The sequence below is a fragment of the Gordonia phosphorivorans genome, from assembly GCF_042432625.1.
Lineage (GTDB): Bacteria > Actinomycetota > Actinomycetes > Mycobacteriales > Mycobacteriaceae > Gordonia > Gordonia phosphorivorans.
In genome coordinates this window covers 34,470-49,026 of record NZ_JBHLWV010000020.1, presented here as the reverse complement: position 1 = coordinate 49,026, position 14,557 = coordinate 34,470, and the positions used below count along the sequence as shown (strand labels likewise).

Annotated in this window: 11 protein-coding genes; 2 read left to right on the top strand and 9 right to left on the bottom strand. The window is 69.4% G+C overall.

Annotated features, from left to right (window positions below; translation table 11 throughout):
* Positions 1–19: 19 nt before the first annotated feature.
* Entirely contained in the window at positions 20–520 is a 501-nt protein-coding gene (locus tag ACFFJD_RS09475; RefSeq protein WP_382363459.1) for a DUF5130 family protein, read from the bottom strand.
* On the bottom strand, positions 507–755 hold the full coding sequence (ctaJ, locus tag ACFFJD_RS09470) for an aa3-type cytochrome oxidase subunit CtaJ (RefSeq protein ID WP_382363457.1): 249 nt from the start codon (positions 753–755) through the stop codon (positions 507–509). The genes ACFFJD_RS09475 and ctaJ overlap by 14 nt, the downstream gene beginning before the upstream one ends.
* Before the next feature lie 149 nt (positions 756–904).
* On the opposite strand from ctaJ, the gene ACFFJD_RS09465 reads away from it, so the two are divergent.
* A complete protein-coding gene (locus tag ACFFJD_RS09465) occupies positions 905–1,297 on the top strand; it encodes a globin (protein WP_382363455.1) in 393 nt (130 codons plus the stop codon).
* Positions 1,298–1,334: 37 nt separating this feature from the next.
* Complete coding sequence (locus ACFFJD_RS09460; protein ID WP_382364450.1) at positions 1,335–2,981, top strand: glycoside hydrolase family 13 protein; 1,647 nt, start codon at positions 1,335–1,337, stop codon at positions 2,979–2,981.
* Positions 2,982–2,993: 12 nt separating this feature from the next.
* On the opposite strand, the gene ACFFJD_RS09455 is transcribed toward ACFFJD_RS09460, so the two are convergent.
* The 7 genes from ACFFJD_RS09455 to ACFFJD_RS09425 all read right to left on the bottom strand — a co-directional run bounded on the left by ACFFJD_RS09455 (position 2,994) and on the right by ACFFJD_RS09425 (position 14,508).
* A complete protein-coding gene (locus ACFFJD_RS09455) occupies positions 2,994–3,686 on the bottom strand; it encodes a DUF8185 domain-containing protein (RefSeq protein WP_382363453.1) in 693 nt (230 codons plus the stop codon).
* A complete protein-coding gene (locus ACFFJD_RS09450; RefSeq protein WP_382363451.1) occupies positions 3,683–4,201 on the bottom strand; it encodes an acyl-CoA thioesterase in 519 nt (172 codons plus the stop codon). Before ACFFJD_RS09450 ends, ACFFJD_RS09455 begins: the two co-directional genes overlap by 4 nt.
* A gap of 11 nt (positions 4,202–4,212) precedes the next feature.
* A complete protein-coding gene (locus ACFFJD_RS09445) occupies positions 4,213–8,775 on the bottom strand; it encodes an NAD-glutamate dehydrogenase domain-containing protein (RefSeq protein ID WP_382363449.1) in 4,563 nt (1,520 codons plus the stop codon).
* A 53-nt stretch (positions 8,776–8,828) separates the two neighbouring features.
* Complete coding sequence (locus ACFFJD_RS09440; RefSeq protein WP_382363447.1) at positions 8,829–9,656, bottom strand: AraC family transcriptional regulator; 828 nt, start codon at positions 9,654–9,656, stop codon at positions 8,829–8,831.
* A 142-nt stretch (positions 9,657–9,798) separates the two neighbouring features.
* Positions 9,799–10,860, bottom strand: coding sequence for an AraC family transcriptional regulator (locus ACFFJD_RS09435; RefSeq protein ID WP_382363445.1), 1,062 nt, complete (start codon positions 10,858–10,860; stop codon positions 9,799–9,801).
* 164 nt (positions 10,861–11,024) lie between these two features.
* Positions 11,025–12,698 carry an energy-dependent translational throttle protein EttA gene (gene ettA / locus ACFFJD_RS09430; protein ID WP_382363443.1) on the bottom strand — a complete coding sequence of 558 codons (1,674 nt, stop codon included), beginning with the start codon at positions 12,696–12,698 and terminating at the stop codon, positions 11,025–11,027.
* 97 nt (positions 12,699–12,795) lie between these two features.
* Positions 12,796–14,508: a DUF222 domain-containing protein gene (locus tag ACFFJD_RS09425; RefSeq protein WP_382363441.1), complete on the bottom strand. Its 1,713-nt coding sequence runs from the start codon at positions 14,506–14,508 to the stop codon at positions 12,796–12,798.
* Between the last annotated feature and the right edge of the window lie 49 nt (positions 14,509–14,557).

The window sequence follows — 14,557 nt, the reverse complement described above, 5'->3', positions numbered from 1 at the left end:
GTGTCTGTGCGTGCGGGTGCTACGGGCGAGCGACGGCGGTGGCCATCACGCGCAGCGCCGAGACCAGGCCGTCGATCAGCTGGTTCTCGCGGAACGCCGACACCGCAGCGGTCACGCCGAGCTCGGCGACACGGTCGTTGACCCGACCGGCCACCTCCGCGCCCGACACCACGGCCACCTGCCGGGTGTTCGGCGACACGGCGATCAGGGTGGCGTAGGCCGGCTCCGGCGCCTGCGCCAGGACGGCACGGGCGTCGGTGACGATGTCGTCACCGAGTTCGCCGATGTACACCGAGAAACGCACCTCGGCGAGGTTGCTGGCATCGCGCAGCGCCTCGTCGAGTGCGATCAGCTCGTCGCGCGAGAACGGCGGGGTGTCGAAGGTCGCCCCCGGGAACAGTGCGGCCGAGATACGGCCGCTGGCCGTCACGGCCGCGCCGAGCGGAAGCCCCTCGGCGTTGGTATGACCAGCCAGGTCGACGACTCCGGCGCTCTGCTGGACGATGTCACCACTTGCCACTTGCGTACCCTCCCTCGGTGTCGGCAGGCTCGAAATGACGAGGCAGTGCCATGGGTTCGATTTCGGTTGCGCTGAACAATGCCGGCGCACGCGTCCACTCCTGGTCCAGCGTGTACTCCGCGATGCGCGGACGCTTGACACCGGACGAGAAGAGCATCGACACGATGCATGCGGCCACGGCGATGAGAACCAGCACGGTCACTGTCAACCCGACGGGTACGACAAAGTCTTCCACTGTCAGCCTTTCGACGAGCGTCCGCTTCAGGACGCGCCCAGCCCGCGGGATGCGGACCGTCTTTCGCTGTCTAATTTAACCCACCCCGGGCCGCCGCGTGCGCGGAGGGCCTACAGCGCGTCGTAGACCGTTCCGGCGAGTGAGGGACAATGGGCGATGTGACTACCTTTTACGAGCAAGTCGGCGGCGAGGCGACCTTCCGAGCGATCACCGAAAGGTTCTACGCCGAGGTGGCCCGGGACGAGATTCTGCTGCCCATGTACCCCGAGGAGGATCTGGCCGGCGCCGAGCGTCGACTGCGGATGTTCCTGATCCAATACTGGGGCGGCCCGCACACCTACTCCGATGAGCGCGGCCATCCGCGCCTGCGCATGCGGCACGTGCCGTACACGATCGGCCCCGCCCAGCGGGACGCGTGGCTGCGATGCATGGACGTCGCCGTCGCCTCGATCGACTCGGACGTGCTCGACGACGAGCACCGCGCCCGCTTGCAGGAGTATCTGCGCGCGGCCGCGCAGTCCCTGATGAACAGCCCCGTGTGACAGGATTTACCGCGTGACTGCAGATTTTCCCACCGAGGTGTTCCCCGGCGCCCAGAGCGGCCCGGCCGCCGCGGCCGCCGACTGGTGGACCGATGCGGTGATCTATCAGATCTACCCGCGGTCGTTCTCCGACCTCGACGGCGACGGCATCGGCGACCTGGCCGGGGTGATCGACAAGCTCGGCTATCTCGAGCTCCTCGGGGTCGATGCCATCTGGCTGTCCCCGGTGATGCGCTCCCCCATGGCCGACCACGGCTACGACGTCTCCGATCCGCGCGACATCGATCCGATCTTCGGAACCCTCGCCGAGTTCGACGCCCTGGTCGCCGAGGCCCACGAGCGCGACATCAAGGTGACGATGGACCTGGTGCCCAACCACACCAGCGACCAGCACGCCTGGTTCGCCGCCGCCCTCGGCGCGGGCCCCGGCAGCGCCGAACGCGCCCGCTACCACTTCCTCCCCGGGCGCGGCGAGAACGGCGAGTTGCCGCCGAACAACTGGACCAGCGTCTTCGGCGGTCCGGCTTGGAGCCGGGTCCGCGAAGCCGACGGCGAGCTCGGCGAGTGGTACCTGCATCTGTTCTCCCCGGAACAGCCCGACCTCAACTGGGACAACCCCGAGGTGCTGGCCGACCTGGAGACCACCATGCGGTTCTGGCTCGACCGCGGCGTCGACGGCTTCCGCATCGACGTGGCGCACGGAATGGCCAAGGCCCCCGGGCTGCCGGACATGACCGAGCCGGCCACGGTGCTCAAGCACACCGACGACGATCCGCGCTTCAACAACGAGGCCGTCCACGAGATCCACCGCCGGATCCGCGCGGTGATGGACGAGTACCCGGGCACGGCCAATGTGGGCGAGGTGTGGGTCGAGGGCAACGAGCATTTCGCCAAGTATGTGCGCCCGGACGAGCTCCATCTGGGCTTCAATTTCCGCCTGGCCACCGTCGATTTCGAGCCGAGGGCCATCCGCGAGGCCATCGACGAATCGCTGACCGCGGTCGCTGCGGTGGGGGCCGTCCCCACCTGGACTCTGTCGAATCACGACGTCGAGCGCGAGGTGACCCGCTACGCCCCGCAGGTCCCGGAGACCGACAATGACGACGACGCGCTGCGCGCCGAGGAGAACGCGCTGGGGATCGGTATCGCCCGGGCCCGCGCGATGGCGATGATCGAGCTGGCCCTGCCCGGCACCGTCTTCATCTACAACGGCGCCGAGCTCGGCCTGCCGAACGTGGACCTGCCCGACGAGGTGCTCGTCGACCCGGTGTGGGAGCGGTCCGGGCGTACCGAGCGCGGCCGCGACGGGTGCCGGGTGCCGATGCCGTGGGAGGGCCGGGAGGCGCCCTTCGGTTTCAGCACGAACCCGGACACCTGGCTGCCGATGCCCGCGGACTGGGATCGGTTCACCGTCGAACAGCAACTGGAAGACGTCTACTCGACGCTGTCGCTGTACCGGCAGGCCATCGAGCTGCGCTACGACCGGCCCGAATTCAGCGGTCCGTACGTGGAGTGGTACGGCGCACCCGAGGGCTGCCTGGCCTTCCGGCGGTCGGGCGGGGCGATCTGCGCCCTGAACGCCACCGAGCGCCCCGTCCCGCTGCCGCACGGTGAGATCCTGCTGGTCAGTCTCCCCCTCGTCGACGGCATGCTGGCGCCGAACTCGGCCGTCTGGCTGGTCTGAGGGTAAGGCCGGCTACAGCGGCGACAGCCCCAGCCGGGCGCGCCGCTGGTAGACCGATCCGTAGCGCGCGTCCACCCGGATCCACGCCGGGCTCATCCGGACACGCACCGGTTCGTCCTCGCCGATGGCGGTGAGCGGTGAGTCCTCGGAGATCTCGCGGCCGTTCGCGTCGCGGACGAAGCCCATCGAGGTCAGCGCGAAGACGGCCCGCATGGTGACCTCGGCGCGCTCGTCGGGGTCGGCATCGCCGCTGACGGTCAGCACCGTCTGATCCAGCAGTGACGGCGGGGTCCCCAGGGCCCCCGACTCGTCGCGGGCCACCTGGGTTCCCTTGCGCGCCAACGCGATCAGCTCGCGCGCGGGAATGTCGTCCAGGTGCGTGAAGCCGCTGCTGCCGGGCAGCGCGCCGCGCCAGGCGGCCGGGAGCGCGAAACCGAGGCCGACGACGTCGTCGTTCGCGGCCAGCGAGGCGCTGACCGCACCGAGGTCGGCCACCACGTCGGAGGGCTCCACCGTTCCGAACACCGCGCGCGTGGCCAGCACGTCGAAGCCGGTGCGCACCCACAGTCCCACCAGGCCGTCCTCGCGGAGGCGCAGGCGCAGCACGCCCGAGTCGTCGACCCGTGCGGCGCGCGCGACGAACGCCGCCACATCGCCCCGGTCGGCCGCGGAGGCCAGGGTCAACCCGGGCGCCGCCCCGGTCATCGGCCCGCCGAATCCGGACGCAGGAACGACTGCAGGTACTCCTTCTCGGCCGGCGGAATGCGCCGCGGCCGCTGCGTGTCGATGTCGAACGAGACCAGTTGGGTGCTCGCCACCACCGATGGCTTGCTGTCGGGATCGGCGCCGTGCGGACGCACCTCGTAGCCCACGGTGAAGTCGACCGCGCGGACCCGTTCGACGAACATGGTCACCGAGATCGGCGACTGGTCGTGCCGGATCTGTCCCTGGTACTTCACGTGCAGGTCGGCCACCAGGCAGCCCTTGCGCATCGGGTGGGTCGGCTTGTCGTCGTAGAAGAGCCACGGGATGCGCGCCTCCTCCAGCAGAGTCACCATCCGGGCGTGATTGATATGGGCGAAGACGTCCATATCCGACCAGCGCACCGGCACCTGAACCACGTAGCCGTCCGGCGTGCGGTGCCCGTTGTCCTCGAAAAGCCTTCTGTCCCGGTCGATCTCGACATCGTCGTGCGGCACGGTGCCACCTCCCTCGTGCATCCAGCCTACGGTCACACCACGCTGCGCAGTGCACGCACCGCTACCGTCAAGCCCGCGATGCCGGGTTCGGGCGCGTCCTTGACCTCCTCGACCGTGGCCAGCACGCGGGCCAGCGTGGCGCTGCGCGCGGCCTCCCAGTCGGCGATCTTGGTCTCGGCGCTCTCCCCCGGCTCGGACATGCTCAGGATCGCCGAGGTGAGGGACCGGACCAGCGCGTGCAGGTCGTCACGCAACGCCAGCCGGGCCATCAGGTGCCACCGGTCGATCCGTTCCTGTGCGCCGACGGCCACCAGCAGTTCGTCGATCGCGAAGTGTTCGAGCACCGCGAAGGCGAGGTCGCCGACTTCTTCGGGGGTCCGGTCGGTGATCTCGGCCAGGTCGGCGATGTCGAGCAGGTGGAGGCGATACGGGGCGCGGGCCACCGCGCGGGCCAGCTCCGGATCGGCGCCGTCGGCGATGTAGGCGTCGGCCACCTGTTGCAGGTCGGCCGCGATCGTGGGCCGGGCCCACTGATCGATCAGCTCGGTCAGCGCGGCCGCACCGCGATAGCGGCGCACCTCGGCGGCGATGGCGAGCGGCTGCGGACGGTGTTCCAGGAACCATCGGCACGCGCGGGAGAGCAGCATGCGAGCCCGCTGGGTCATCGCGTCGAGCACGGCGGCGTCCAGGTCGCCGGCGCGCAGGCGCGCGATCTGTGCGCTGACACCGAAGACCTCGTCGGTGGCGGTCGACGCCCGGGCGGCCTCGGCCACCGTCGCCGTCGTGGCCTCGGTGATCCGGAACAGGTGGGTGATGCCGCCGTCGTCGACCATCCGATTGACCAGCATGGTGGCGGCCAGCTCCCGCCGCAGGCTGTGCTCGGCGATGCCGGCGGCGAAGCGCTCCCGCAGCGGCGGCGGGAAATAGGACTCCACCAGGGGCGCGAAGACCTCGCCGTCGAGCAGCGTCGTGCCCACCAACTCGGCCTTGGCCTCCAGCTTGACGTGCGCCATCACCGTGGCCAGTTCTGGGCTGGTGAGGCCGCGTCCGGTGGCTTCACGACGCGCCATCAACTCCGCCGGGGTCGGGAGGGTCTCCAGCGCCAGGTCCACGCCGCGCTCGGAGAGATCGGCCAGCAGCCGCGCGTACAGGTCGGCTTCCTCGTCGCCGCGGCGGCGCGCGCACCCCAGTTCGGCGTTCTGGGTGATGTTGTCGGCCAGCACCAGCTCCGCGACATCGTCGGTCATCGATTCCAGCAAGGCGGTCCGCTCGGCGGGGTCGAGGGCTCCGGACGCGATCTGAGCGTCGAGGAGGATCTTGATATTGACCTCGTGGTCGGAGCAGTCCACGCCGGCCGAGTTGTCGAGCGCATCGGTGTTGATCCGCACCCCGCACAGGTCCGCCTGCACGCGCCCACGTTCGGTCACACCCAGGTTACCGCCCTCCCCGACCACTCGGACACGCAACTGATCGGTGCTCACCCGGACCGCGTCGTTGGCCTTGTCGCCCACCGACGCGTCCGACTCATCGTCGGCCCGCAGATAGGTGCCGATCCCGCCGTTGAACAGCAGGTCGACGGGCGCACGGAGGATCGCCTGGATCAGCTCGGGCGGCGACAGCGCGGTCACCGTCTCCGCCAGCCCGAGCGCTCGGCGCACGTGCGGGCTGATCGGAACGGACTTGACCTCCCGCGGGAACACGCCGCCGCCCGCGCTGATCAGCTCCGTGCGATAGTCGGCCCACGACGACCGGGGCAGCGCGAACAGCCGCTCCCGCTCGGCATACGAGGAGACCGGCTCCGGGTCCGGGTCGAGGAAGATGTGCCGATGGTCGAAGGCGGCCACCAGGCGGGTGAACCGGGAGGCGAGCATGCCGTTGCCGAAGACGTCTCCGCTCATGTCGCCGATCCCGACCGCGGTGAACGGTTGGCTCTGCACGTCGACGTCCAGTTCCCGGAAATGCCGCTTGACCGCCTCCCACGCACCACGCGCGGTGATGCCCATGGCCTTGTGGTCGTAGCCCACCGAGCCGCCGGAGGCGAAGGCGTCACCGAGCCAGAAATCGTAGTCGGCGGCCACCGCGTTGGCGATGTCCGAGAAGCTCGCGGTGCCCTTGTCGGCCGCCATCACCAGGTACGGGTCGTCGTCGTCGCGACGCACCACCGCGCGCGGGGGCAGGATCCGCCCGTGCACCCGATTGTCGGTCAGCTGGATCAGCGCAGCCACGAATGCGCGGTAACACGCGATGCCCTCGGCCCGCAGCGCCGCCCGGTCGGCGGCCGCGTCACCGGTGAGCACGGGCGCGCGCCGGACGACGAAACCGCCCTTGGCCCCGGCCGGCACGATGACGGCGTTCTTGACCGCCTGCGCCTTGACCAGACCGAGGACCTCGGTGCGGAAGTCCTCGCGCCGCTCGGACCACCGGCAGCCGCCGCGGGCGACGGCACCGAATCGCAGGTGCACGCCCTCCACGCGCGGCGAGTGCACAAAGATCTCGAAGGCGGGGCGGGGTGGGGGCGCCAGCGCCAGCCGCGCGGTGGCGAGCTTGATCGCCACCGTCGGGGCGAAACCCTCGTCGGCTCGGCGGCATTGCGCGTCGTCGGCGCGAAAGTAGTTGGTGCGCAACGTGGCCCGGATGGTCGCCGCGATCGCCCCGATGGCGCGATCGGCGTCCAGGCTGAGGATGGCGGCGAGTTCGGCGTCCAGCGCCCGCTCAGCGACGGCCACGCGCTCGGGGCGCGCCGCCGCCTCGATCGCCGGATCGAACCAGGCGACGAACAGGTCGACGAGTCCGCGTGCGCTCGCCCGGTACTCGCCGAGCACCTCGGCGAAGTGCGCCACGCTGTTGCCCAGGCCGCACTGCTGCAGATAGCGCACGTAGGTGCGGAGCACGGAGATCGCGGCGCAGCTGAGACCGGCCCGCAAGACCAGTTCGTTGAGTTCGTCGACATCGATGTGGCCCAACCACATGCGCCGGAAGGCTTCGGCGAGCAGGGGCGCACTGGACTCCGGATCGGCCACGCTGACGTGCGGCGCGGGCGCCACCGTGAACTCGTAGATCCGGACGCCGACACCGTCGGCGCGATCGACCAGGTAGGGGTGCTCGTCGAGAACGGTCAGACCCAGGCTGCCCAACATCGGCAGCAACTCGGTGAGGGCGGCGTCGCGTCCGGCCAGGTACAGCACAAAGGTCCACGGGGTATCGCCGCCGGTGCGCAGGTCCACGTGCACGTCCTCGGCGGCCAGCCCGGCCACGATGGGCAGGTCCACGGCCGCCGCCGCCGGCGGGCGCTCCTCCCGGTAGCGGGTCGACAGCGCCGGAAGGAGTTCGCCGACCGCGGCGTCGGGGCCGATCAGGGCCCGCACCCCGTCCTCCCAGCTCGCCGCGGCGGCGGTGAGTAGCCGCTCCAGCCGCGCGTGGGCGGGTGATCCGATCCGCAGATCGCCGGGTTCGGCCTGGGCCGGCACCCGCATCATCACCTGCAGCTGTGCGAGCGGGCCGTCGGCCAGCCGCGTCGCGAACTCCGGCTTCGACCCGCCCACCTCGCCCTCGATCCCCTCGATGATCGCGGCCCGCACATCCGAGGAGTAGCGGTCGCGCGGCAGGTAGGCCAGCGCGCTGAGGGTCCGGCCGTCGTGGCAGCGCCGGGCGAACAGCCGGACCGAGCGGTCCACGGTGGCGACGAGCAGTTGATCGAGTCGGTGGGAGATCTCCTCGACGGACCCGGAGAACAAGGCGAACAGCGGGTAGGTCTGCAGCAGTTCGACGGCGGCCAGACCGTTGAACGAATCCTCGTCGAAGCCGTGCGCCCGCAGAACCGCCGCCACCTTGCCGCGCACCACCGGTATCTGCCGCACCGACTGGTAGATGCCGATGGAGCTGAAGGTGCCGAGGAACTGGTGCTCCACGGCCCCGTCGGAGAAACGCAGAATCATCGGATAGCGGGTGCGCAGCACCCCGGTCTCCAGATAGCCCCGGTCGATCACCGGTTCCGACGGCAGGCCGTCGAGGGCGGGTACCCGGGCGGTGCCGGGGTCCGACCACACCCCCAGTCCGGGCCCGCCGTCGCCGCGCGCGTAGCCGACGACGTGAAAGTTCGCCCCGCTGCCGATCCAGTCGATGAGGTCCCGGTACTCCGCACGCACCCCGTCGGGTGCGACGAACTCGGTCCCCACCTCGGTCAACTGCGCGTGAATCGCCTCCGTATCGCGGGCGAGGGCCCCCAGCAGATCCACCGCACGTGCGACCGCGGCGCGCAGGGTCTCCGCCTCCAGTGCGGCGGTGGCGAAGGCCCGCACGCTGATCCACGATTCGTCCTCGGCCCCGCGGGCGTCGTCGCCGTAGGCCACGAGTCGTCCCGCCGCATCGCGGCGCACCGGCACGATCGGATGCTCGATTCCGGCCACCTGGAGCCCGAAGTCCTCCACCGCGGTCAGCACCGACTCCACCAGGAGCGGGGTGTCGGCGGCTACCACCTCGATCGTGACGTTCGCGTCGCCGTGCACCCGGGTCGTGACCACCGCGGCCCCCTGCGGTCGCACCTCCGCCGCGGCCGGAGGGATCGGAAGCTTGTCGTCGATCGCGGAACCACCCATGTCTGGGAGGCTAGTCGCCCGGGCACCGACCGCGCCGGGTTACCGGCGGGCGCTCACACGTAGTCCGAGACGGCGGACACCGGTAGGGCCGGGCGCCGCGGACCGGTCATCAGAATCGGGGTGAGGGTGGTCGAACCCCGCTCGGCCACCACGCGCGCACGGTACTCGGTGGGGGTCTGTCCCACCACCGCCTCGAAGCGCCGGCGCAGTGTACCCACCGACCGGAATCCGGACGCCGTGGCCACCTCGGTCAACCTGATCGACTCGGGCGCGTCCAGCAGGGTCCGCACGTGCTCGATGCGGCGCGCGGTGATCAGCCCCGCCACGGTCGCCTCGGACCCGGAGAAGAAGCGGTACAGCTGACGCCGACTCATGCCGAGCCCCTCGGCGCAGACCGACGCCGACAGGTCCGGGTTCGCGAAGTCGCGCTCGATGCGCTCGCGAACCGCGGCGCGCACGTACTCGTCGTAGGTCTGTTCCTGCAGTGCGAGCGCCCCGCGGATCAGCTCGATGACCGCCCGCACGTCGCCGGGCCCCAGTCCATGTCGACCGGCGGTGGTGTCCAGCACGAACTGCGTGACGAAGTCCGCCGTGGCCCCGCTGAGGGGCGAGTCCAGGACGGTGGCACCGGTGCGCCGGAAGGCCTCTCCGCACTGATCCACCAGGCGCGCCGGGATGGACAGCACGGCCAGTCGGGTGGGCTCGGTGAAGGTCCAGTCGAGCCGACGATACGGCGAGAACAACACCAGCTGTCCTGCCGCACAATCGACCTCGACCGCACCGTCGGCGAGACGCAGCCGCGATGCGGTGTCCGCGACCGCGGCCTTGACCACTTCACCTTCCGGGGTGGCCGGGATGCGCGCGTCCTCCTGTCGCAGCACGCAGGGCGTGAGCCGAGTGAGTTCGGCACTCCAGGTCGGTCCGGATTCGTAGCGATGGACCGTCGCCCGAAAGTCCGACGGCGGTGCCGCGGTGATCGTCGGAAAGCCCGGGTGGCCGGTCAGTCCGGTCGGACCCGCCAGGCTAATCGGCGGCCGAACTATCGCCATTGAGCGCCCCTTCCCGTGCCGCCTGCCGGAGCTGACTGGGGGTCAGTCCGTACTCGACACTGAATCGTTTGGAGAGCGTCCCCGCCGACCGGAACCCGGAGGCCGCGGCCACTTCGCGCAGATTCATGTGCGGTTGGCGGAGCAGGAGTTCACGCGCGTGGGCCAGACGCCGCCGAGCGATCAGGACCGCGGGCGTCTCGTCGCTGTCAGCGAAGAATCGGTACATGTGGCGACGGCTCAGATACAACATCTGAGCGATGGCATCGCCGGAGAAGTCCGGGTCCCGGTAGTGCTGCTCGATGAGTTGCCCGGCGACCTCCCGGACGTACAGTTCGCTGTCGGCCGCGCGGAAGGCGTCGGAACGATGCGGTGCCAGGGCCGCGCGCACCAGTTCGGCGACGGCCAATTCGGCCCCCGGGTCCAGCTCGCACTGGCGCACTGCCACGTCGTTGGCGAAGCGAGTGATGAAGGCCGCGGTGGCCCGGGCCAGCGGCGAGTCCTCGACCAGCGGCGCCATCGACCACCCTCCGAGCGGTCGCGGGCCGAGCAGTTCGGTGGGCACCCACACGCCGGCGAGGTCGGCCACCATGAGGGAGGACTGCACGAACGGCGCATTGTTGTCCACGGCGACCAGATGGCGCGGGTGGCTGTAGGAGAGCGTGCGGGTACCGGACGAGACCGTGCCGCCGCCGACCATCTGCTGAGTGCCCACCAGGATGAAGTCGGATCGGAACTCCTTGACCAGATCCGGAGTCCGGGCGGTCGTGCACGGGGTCCGCAGCAGGGAGAAGGTCATCAGGCGGGTCAGCGGCCGCCAATACAGATACTCTTCGAAGGCGTCCGGATGTTCCGCGGAGACGCGGAACGTCTCCAGGTAGCCGTCCAATCCCTGCCGCCCCACGCGCCGCAGGTAGCGGGTGGAGGCCCCACCCAGCGGATCGAGCGCACCGATCCGCGACTGCCAATCGTCGACGACAGCCGCCGGCAGACCTGCCGCAGACTCCGCCGATCGGGTCGAGCCGGAGTGGTGCCGCAACTGATCACCGTCGCTTCCTTGACAGACCCCGCACAAACAGATACAAGCCCTAGAACACCCCGAATGCTAACGCATACAAGTGAAACGTACGACTCCGAACGGACGAGAGAAGCCGACGACCCCGCGAATCGCGGGGTCGTCGGGTATCGGCGCGCGGCGCCGGGTCAGTCGCGGGTGAGCTTCCGGTGGGTCACCCGATGCGGACGCGCGGCGTCGTCGCCGAGGCGCTCGATCTTGTTCTCCTCGTAGGCCTCGAAGTTGCCCTCGAACCAGAACCACTTGCCCTCTTCGACGTTGCCTTCCCACGCCAGGATGTGGGTACAGGTCCGGTCCAGGAACCAGCGGTCGTGCGAGATCACCACGGCGCAGCCGGGGAACTGCTCGAGCGCGTTCTCCAGCGAGCTGAGCGTTTCCACGTCCAGGTCGTTCGTCGGCTCATCGAGCAGGATCAGGTTGCCGCCCTCTTTCAGGGTCAGCGCCAGGTTGAGACGGTTGCGCTCACCGCCGGAGAGGACCTCCGAGGGCTTCTGCTGATCGCCGCCCTTGAACCCGAACGCGCTCAGATAGGCGCGCGAGGGCATCTCGTTCTGGCCCACCTCGATGTAGTCCAGGCCGTCGGAGACCACTTCCCACACCGTCTTCTTGGGATCGATGTTGGAGCGGGTCTGGTCCACGTAGCTGAGCTTGACCGTCTCGCCCACCTTGACGATGCCCGAATCCGGCTCTTCGAGCCCGACGATGGTCTTGAACAGCGTCGTCTTGCCGACGCCGTTGGGACCGATGACACCGACGATGCCGTTGCGCGGCAGGGTGAAGGACAGGTCCTTGATCAGCACGCGGCCGTCGAAGCCCTTGTCCAGGTTGCTCACCTCGACCACCACCGAGCCCAGGCGCGGCGGGGTGGGAATCTGGATCTCTTCGAAGTCGAGCTTGCGGTGCTTCTCGGCCTCGATCACCATCTCGTCGTAGCGGGCCAGACGCGCCTTGTTCTTGGTCTGGCGTGCCTTGGCACCGGACCGCACCCAAGCGAGCTCCTCCTTGAGGCGCTTCTGCAGCTTCTGGTCCTTCTTGCCCTGGACCTCCAAGCGCTCGGCCTTCTTCTCCAGGTAGGTGGAGTAGTTGCCCTCGTACGGGTGCAGCTTGCCGCGGTCCACCTCGCAGATCCACTGGGCGACGTGATCGAGGAAGTAGCGATCGTGCGTCACGGCAAGGACGGCGCCCGGGTAGGTCGCCAGGAACTGCTCGAGCCACAGCACCGACTCGGCGTCCAGGTGGTTCGTGGGCTCATCGAGCAGCAGCAGGTCGGGGGCGCTCAGCAGCAGCTTGCACAGCGCCACTCGGCGTCGCTCACCACCGGACAGATGGGTGACAGGCGAGTCGCCGGGCGGGCAGCGCAGCGCGTCCATCGCCTGCTCCACCTGGCTGTCGAGGTCCCAGGCGTCAGCGTTGTCCAGATCCTCCTGGAGCTTGCCCATCTCCTCCATGAGTTCGTCGGAGTAGTCGGTGGCCATGAGCTCGGCGATCTCGTTGAAGCGCGCGAGCTTCACCACGATCTCGCCCATGCCCTCTTCGACGTTCTCCTTGACCGTCTTCTCTTCGTTGAGAGGCGGTTCCTGCAGGAGGATGCCGACGGTCGCCTCGGGGTCGAGGAACGCATCACCGTTGCTCGGCTGGTCCAGGCCCGCCATGATCTTCAGGATCGACGACTTGCCGGCGCCGTTCGGACCCACCACGCCGATCTTGGCACCGGGGTAGAACGACATGGTGACGTCGTCCAGGATGACCTTGTCACCGTGCGCCTTGCGCACCTTCTTCATCGTGTAAATGAACTCGGCCATGGGCCATGCTCCTAGCTGCTAGTTACCGTATTGCGCGGGGTGAGCCTCACTGGTTCCGCACCGGTCGGCGCGGATCCACGCTCACGCCCCGGGAGTCTCACCGTGCGCGATCCCTACCGACTCTATCGCCAATACGGGCCCACCCTCGCACTCGCCGTCGGCGCCGGCACCGATCCGGACCCGCCGCGAATACGACGGACTCGAAACCACCGACCTGAGCCGGTGGACCTCGCTCAGAACGGCGGCTCGTCGAAGTCGCGGTCTTCGAGGACCGCGTGGTCGGCCGCGGTGACGGGTTCCGCGGCCTGTCGAGGTTGCTCGGCGAGGCGACGGTCATGGTTGGCCTTGCGTTCGGCGCGACGCCGGGCTTGCTTGGCCGCCGTGCGGGTGCGGGCGCGCTGCGGACCGTCTTCGACGGTGCCGCCGGCGGTCCCGATCGCATGCCGGCCGGCGAGTTGGTGCGTGCAGCGCAGGTCGGCCAGCCGAGGTCGGGGCGGACGTTGTCGAACTCGGCCACATGGTCCAGATCGCACGCGAAGGCCGCTCGTTCGCAGCCGGGGATCGAGCAGGTGCCCCAGAGGAAGCGCGCGATCAGGTCGGTGAGCAGATTCGGTCGGTACGGATCGCTCGGAAGAGCGGTCTTGGCGATGACGGCGGCCGGTTGTCCGTCGTTTCCGGCCTCGGGCCGTGAGCCATCGCCCCGGCGCTCGTCCGGGGTCTCGGAGCGGGGTGCTCGTCGATGCAACGCCGCCTCATCGGGACGTTCCTGCGCGCCGGCGGCACTCGCAGGGTTGGGTTCCAGCAGGTCGTCGAGACGGTGCTGGTGAATCACGGCATCACCGCGGGCGGCGATCTCCCGAACATGCTCAGCTGAGATCGGCCCGTGTCCGTCGAGGTAGCCGCACTTGTCGCCGCCTTCCAGCGTGGTCGCGTCGCACAGCACGTGCACGACGATCCGCGCGGCGCGGGCGTCGAGTTCGACGTCGCTGATTGCCGCGGTGCAGCCCTCGCTGCCGCACTCGCACGTGAACGGCTTGCGCTGCAGCAGCGCGATCGCCGCGTCGGAGCGCGCTTGAGTTTTGGTGCGGGGGTCTTCTGGGCAGCGGCCGGCGATCACCGCGTCGAGCATCTGCCGCGCGAGGCGCACGTCCTCGGCGGTCGCGGTGAGAAACAGTTGCGCCATCCCCGCTTCGAGGGTCTGGTGGCCGAGGCTGCGGGCGTCTTTAGCGCCCTCGCGTTCGCGGCGCACGGCATCTGGATCGTTCTCAGCGACATGTCGGCGGGCCAGCGCGCCGATCTTAGTGACTGAGATCGAAGTGTATCCGCGCTGGGCGCCCAGGATCTCGGCGGCGATCACGGCGTCGATCTTGGCCATGACGGCTTCGTCGAAGACGATGCGGGTCTCGTGGGCGATCCGATGGAAGCGGTCGCGGTCGATCAGGCCTAGCCTCATCGTCGCGTACACGCGCGGCAACCGATCACGAGCGTCGAACGCGTCCAGAAGCAGGACACGCGCGGCGTACTCGGTGCTCTCCAGACTCATCTGCAGCTCCAGCGTCGTCTGTGCTTCGGCGTCGATCAGCGACTTCTGGGTCGCGACCACATCGGTCGTCGAGGCACAGACACGCGCATGCATCGACAACGCGAACTGGAACAACTGCCATTCCAGGAAGCACGGCCCGTTCTTGGTCGCGGTGATCGCCGCGACCACCGCACCGGTAGGCAGGTTCGCCAGATCGGTGCCGGGAGCGGGAAGACCGCAACCGGTCAGGTCGGCGTCGGGCCACCTCGAAGCGATTCGCTGCACCACGGCCACTCACCTCCCCAAGCGAGTCAGCACACCTTCATCTCGTTCTGGT

Coding starts and splice junctions, on each gene's coding strand:
- ACFFJD_RS09465 (WP_382363455.1), top strand. CDS start 905: ATGGGCGATGTGACTACCTTTTACGAGCAAGTCGGCGGCGAGGCGACC.
- ACFFJD_RS09455 (WP_382363453.1), bottom strand. CDS start 3,686: ATGACCGGGGCGGCGCCCGGGTTGACCCTGGCCTCCGCGGCCGACCGG.
- ACFFJD_RS09450 (WP_382363451.1), bottom strand. CDS start 4,201: ATGCACGAGGGAGGTGGCACCGTGCCGCACGACGATGTCGAGATCGAC.
- ACFFJD_RS09445 (WP_382363449.1), bottom strand. CDS start 8,775: ATGGGTGGTTCCGCGATCGACGACAAGCTTCCGATCCCTCCGGCCGCG.
- ettA (WP_382363443.1), bottom strand. CDS start 12,698: ATGGCCGAGTTCATTTACACGATGAAGAAGGTGCGCAAGGCGCACGGT.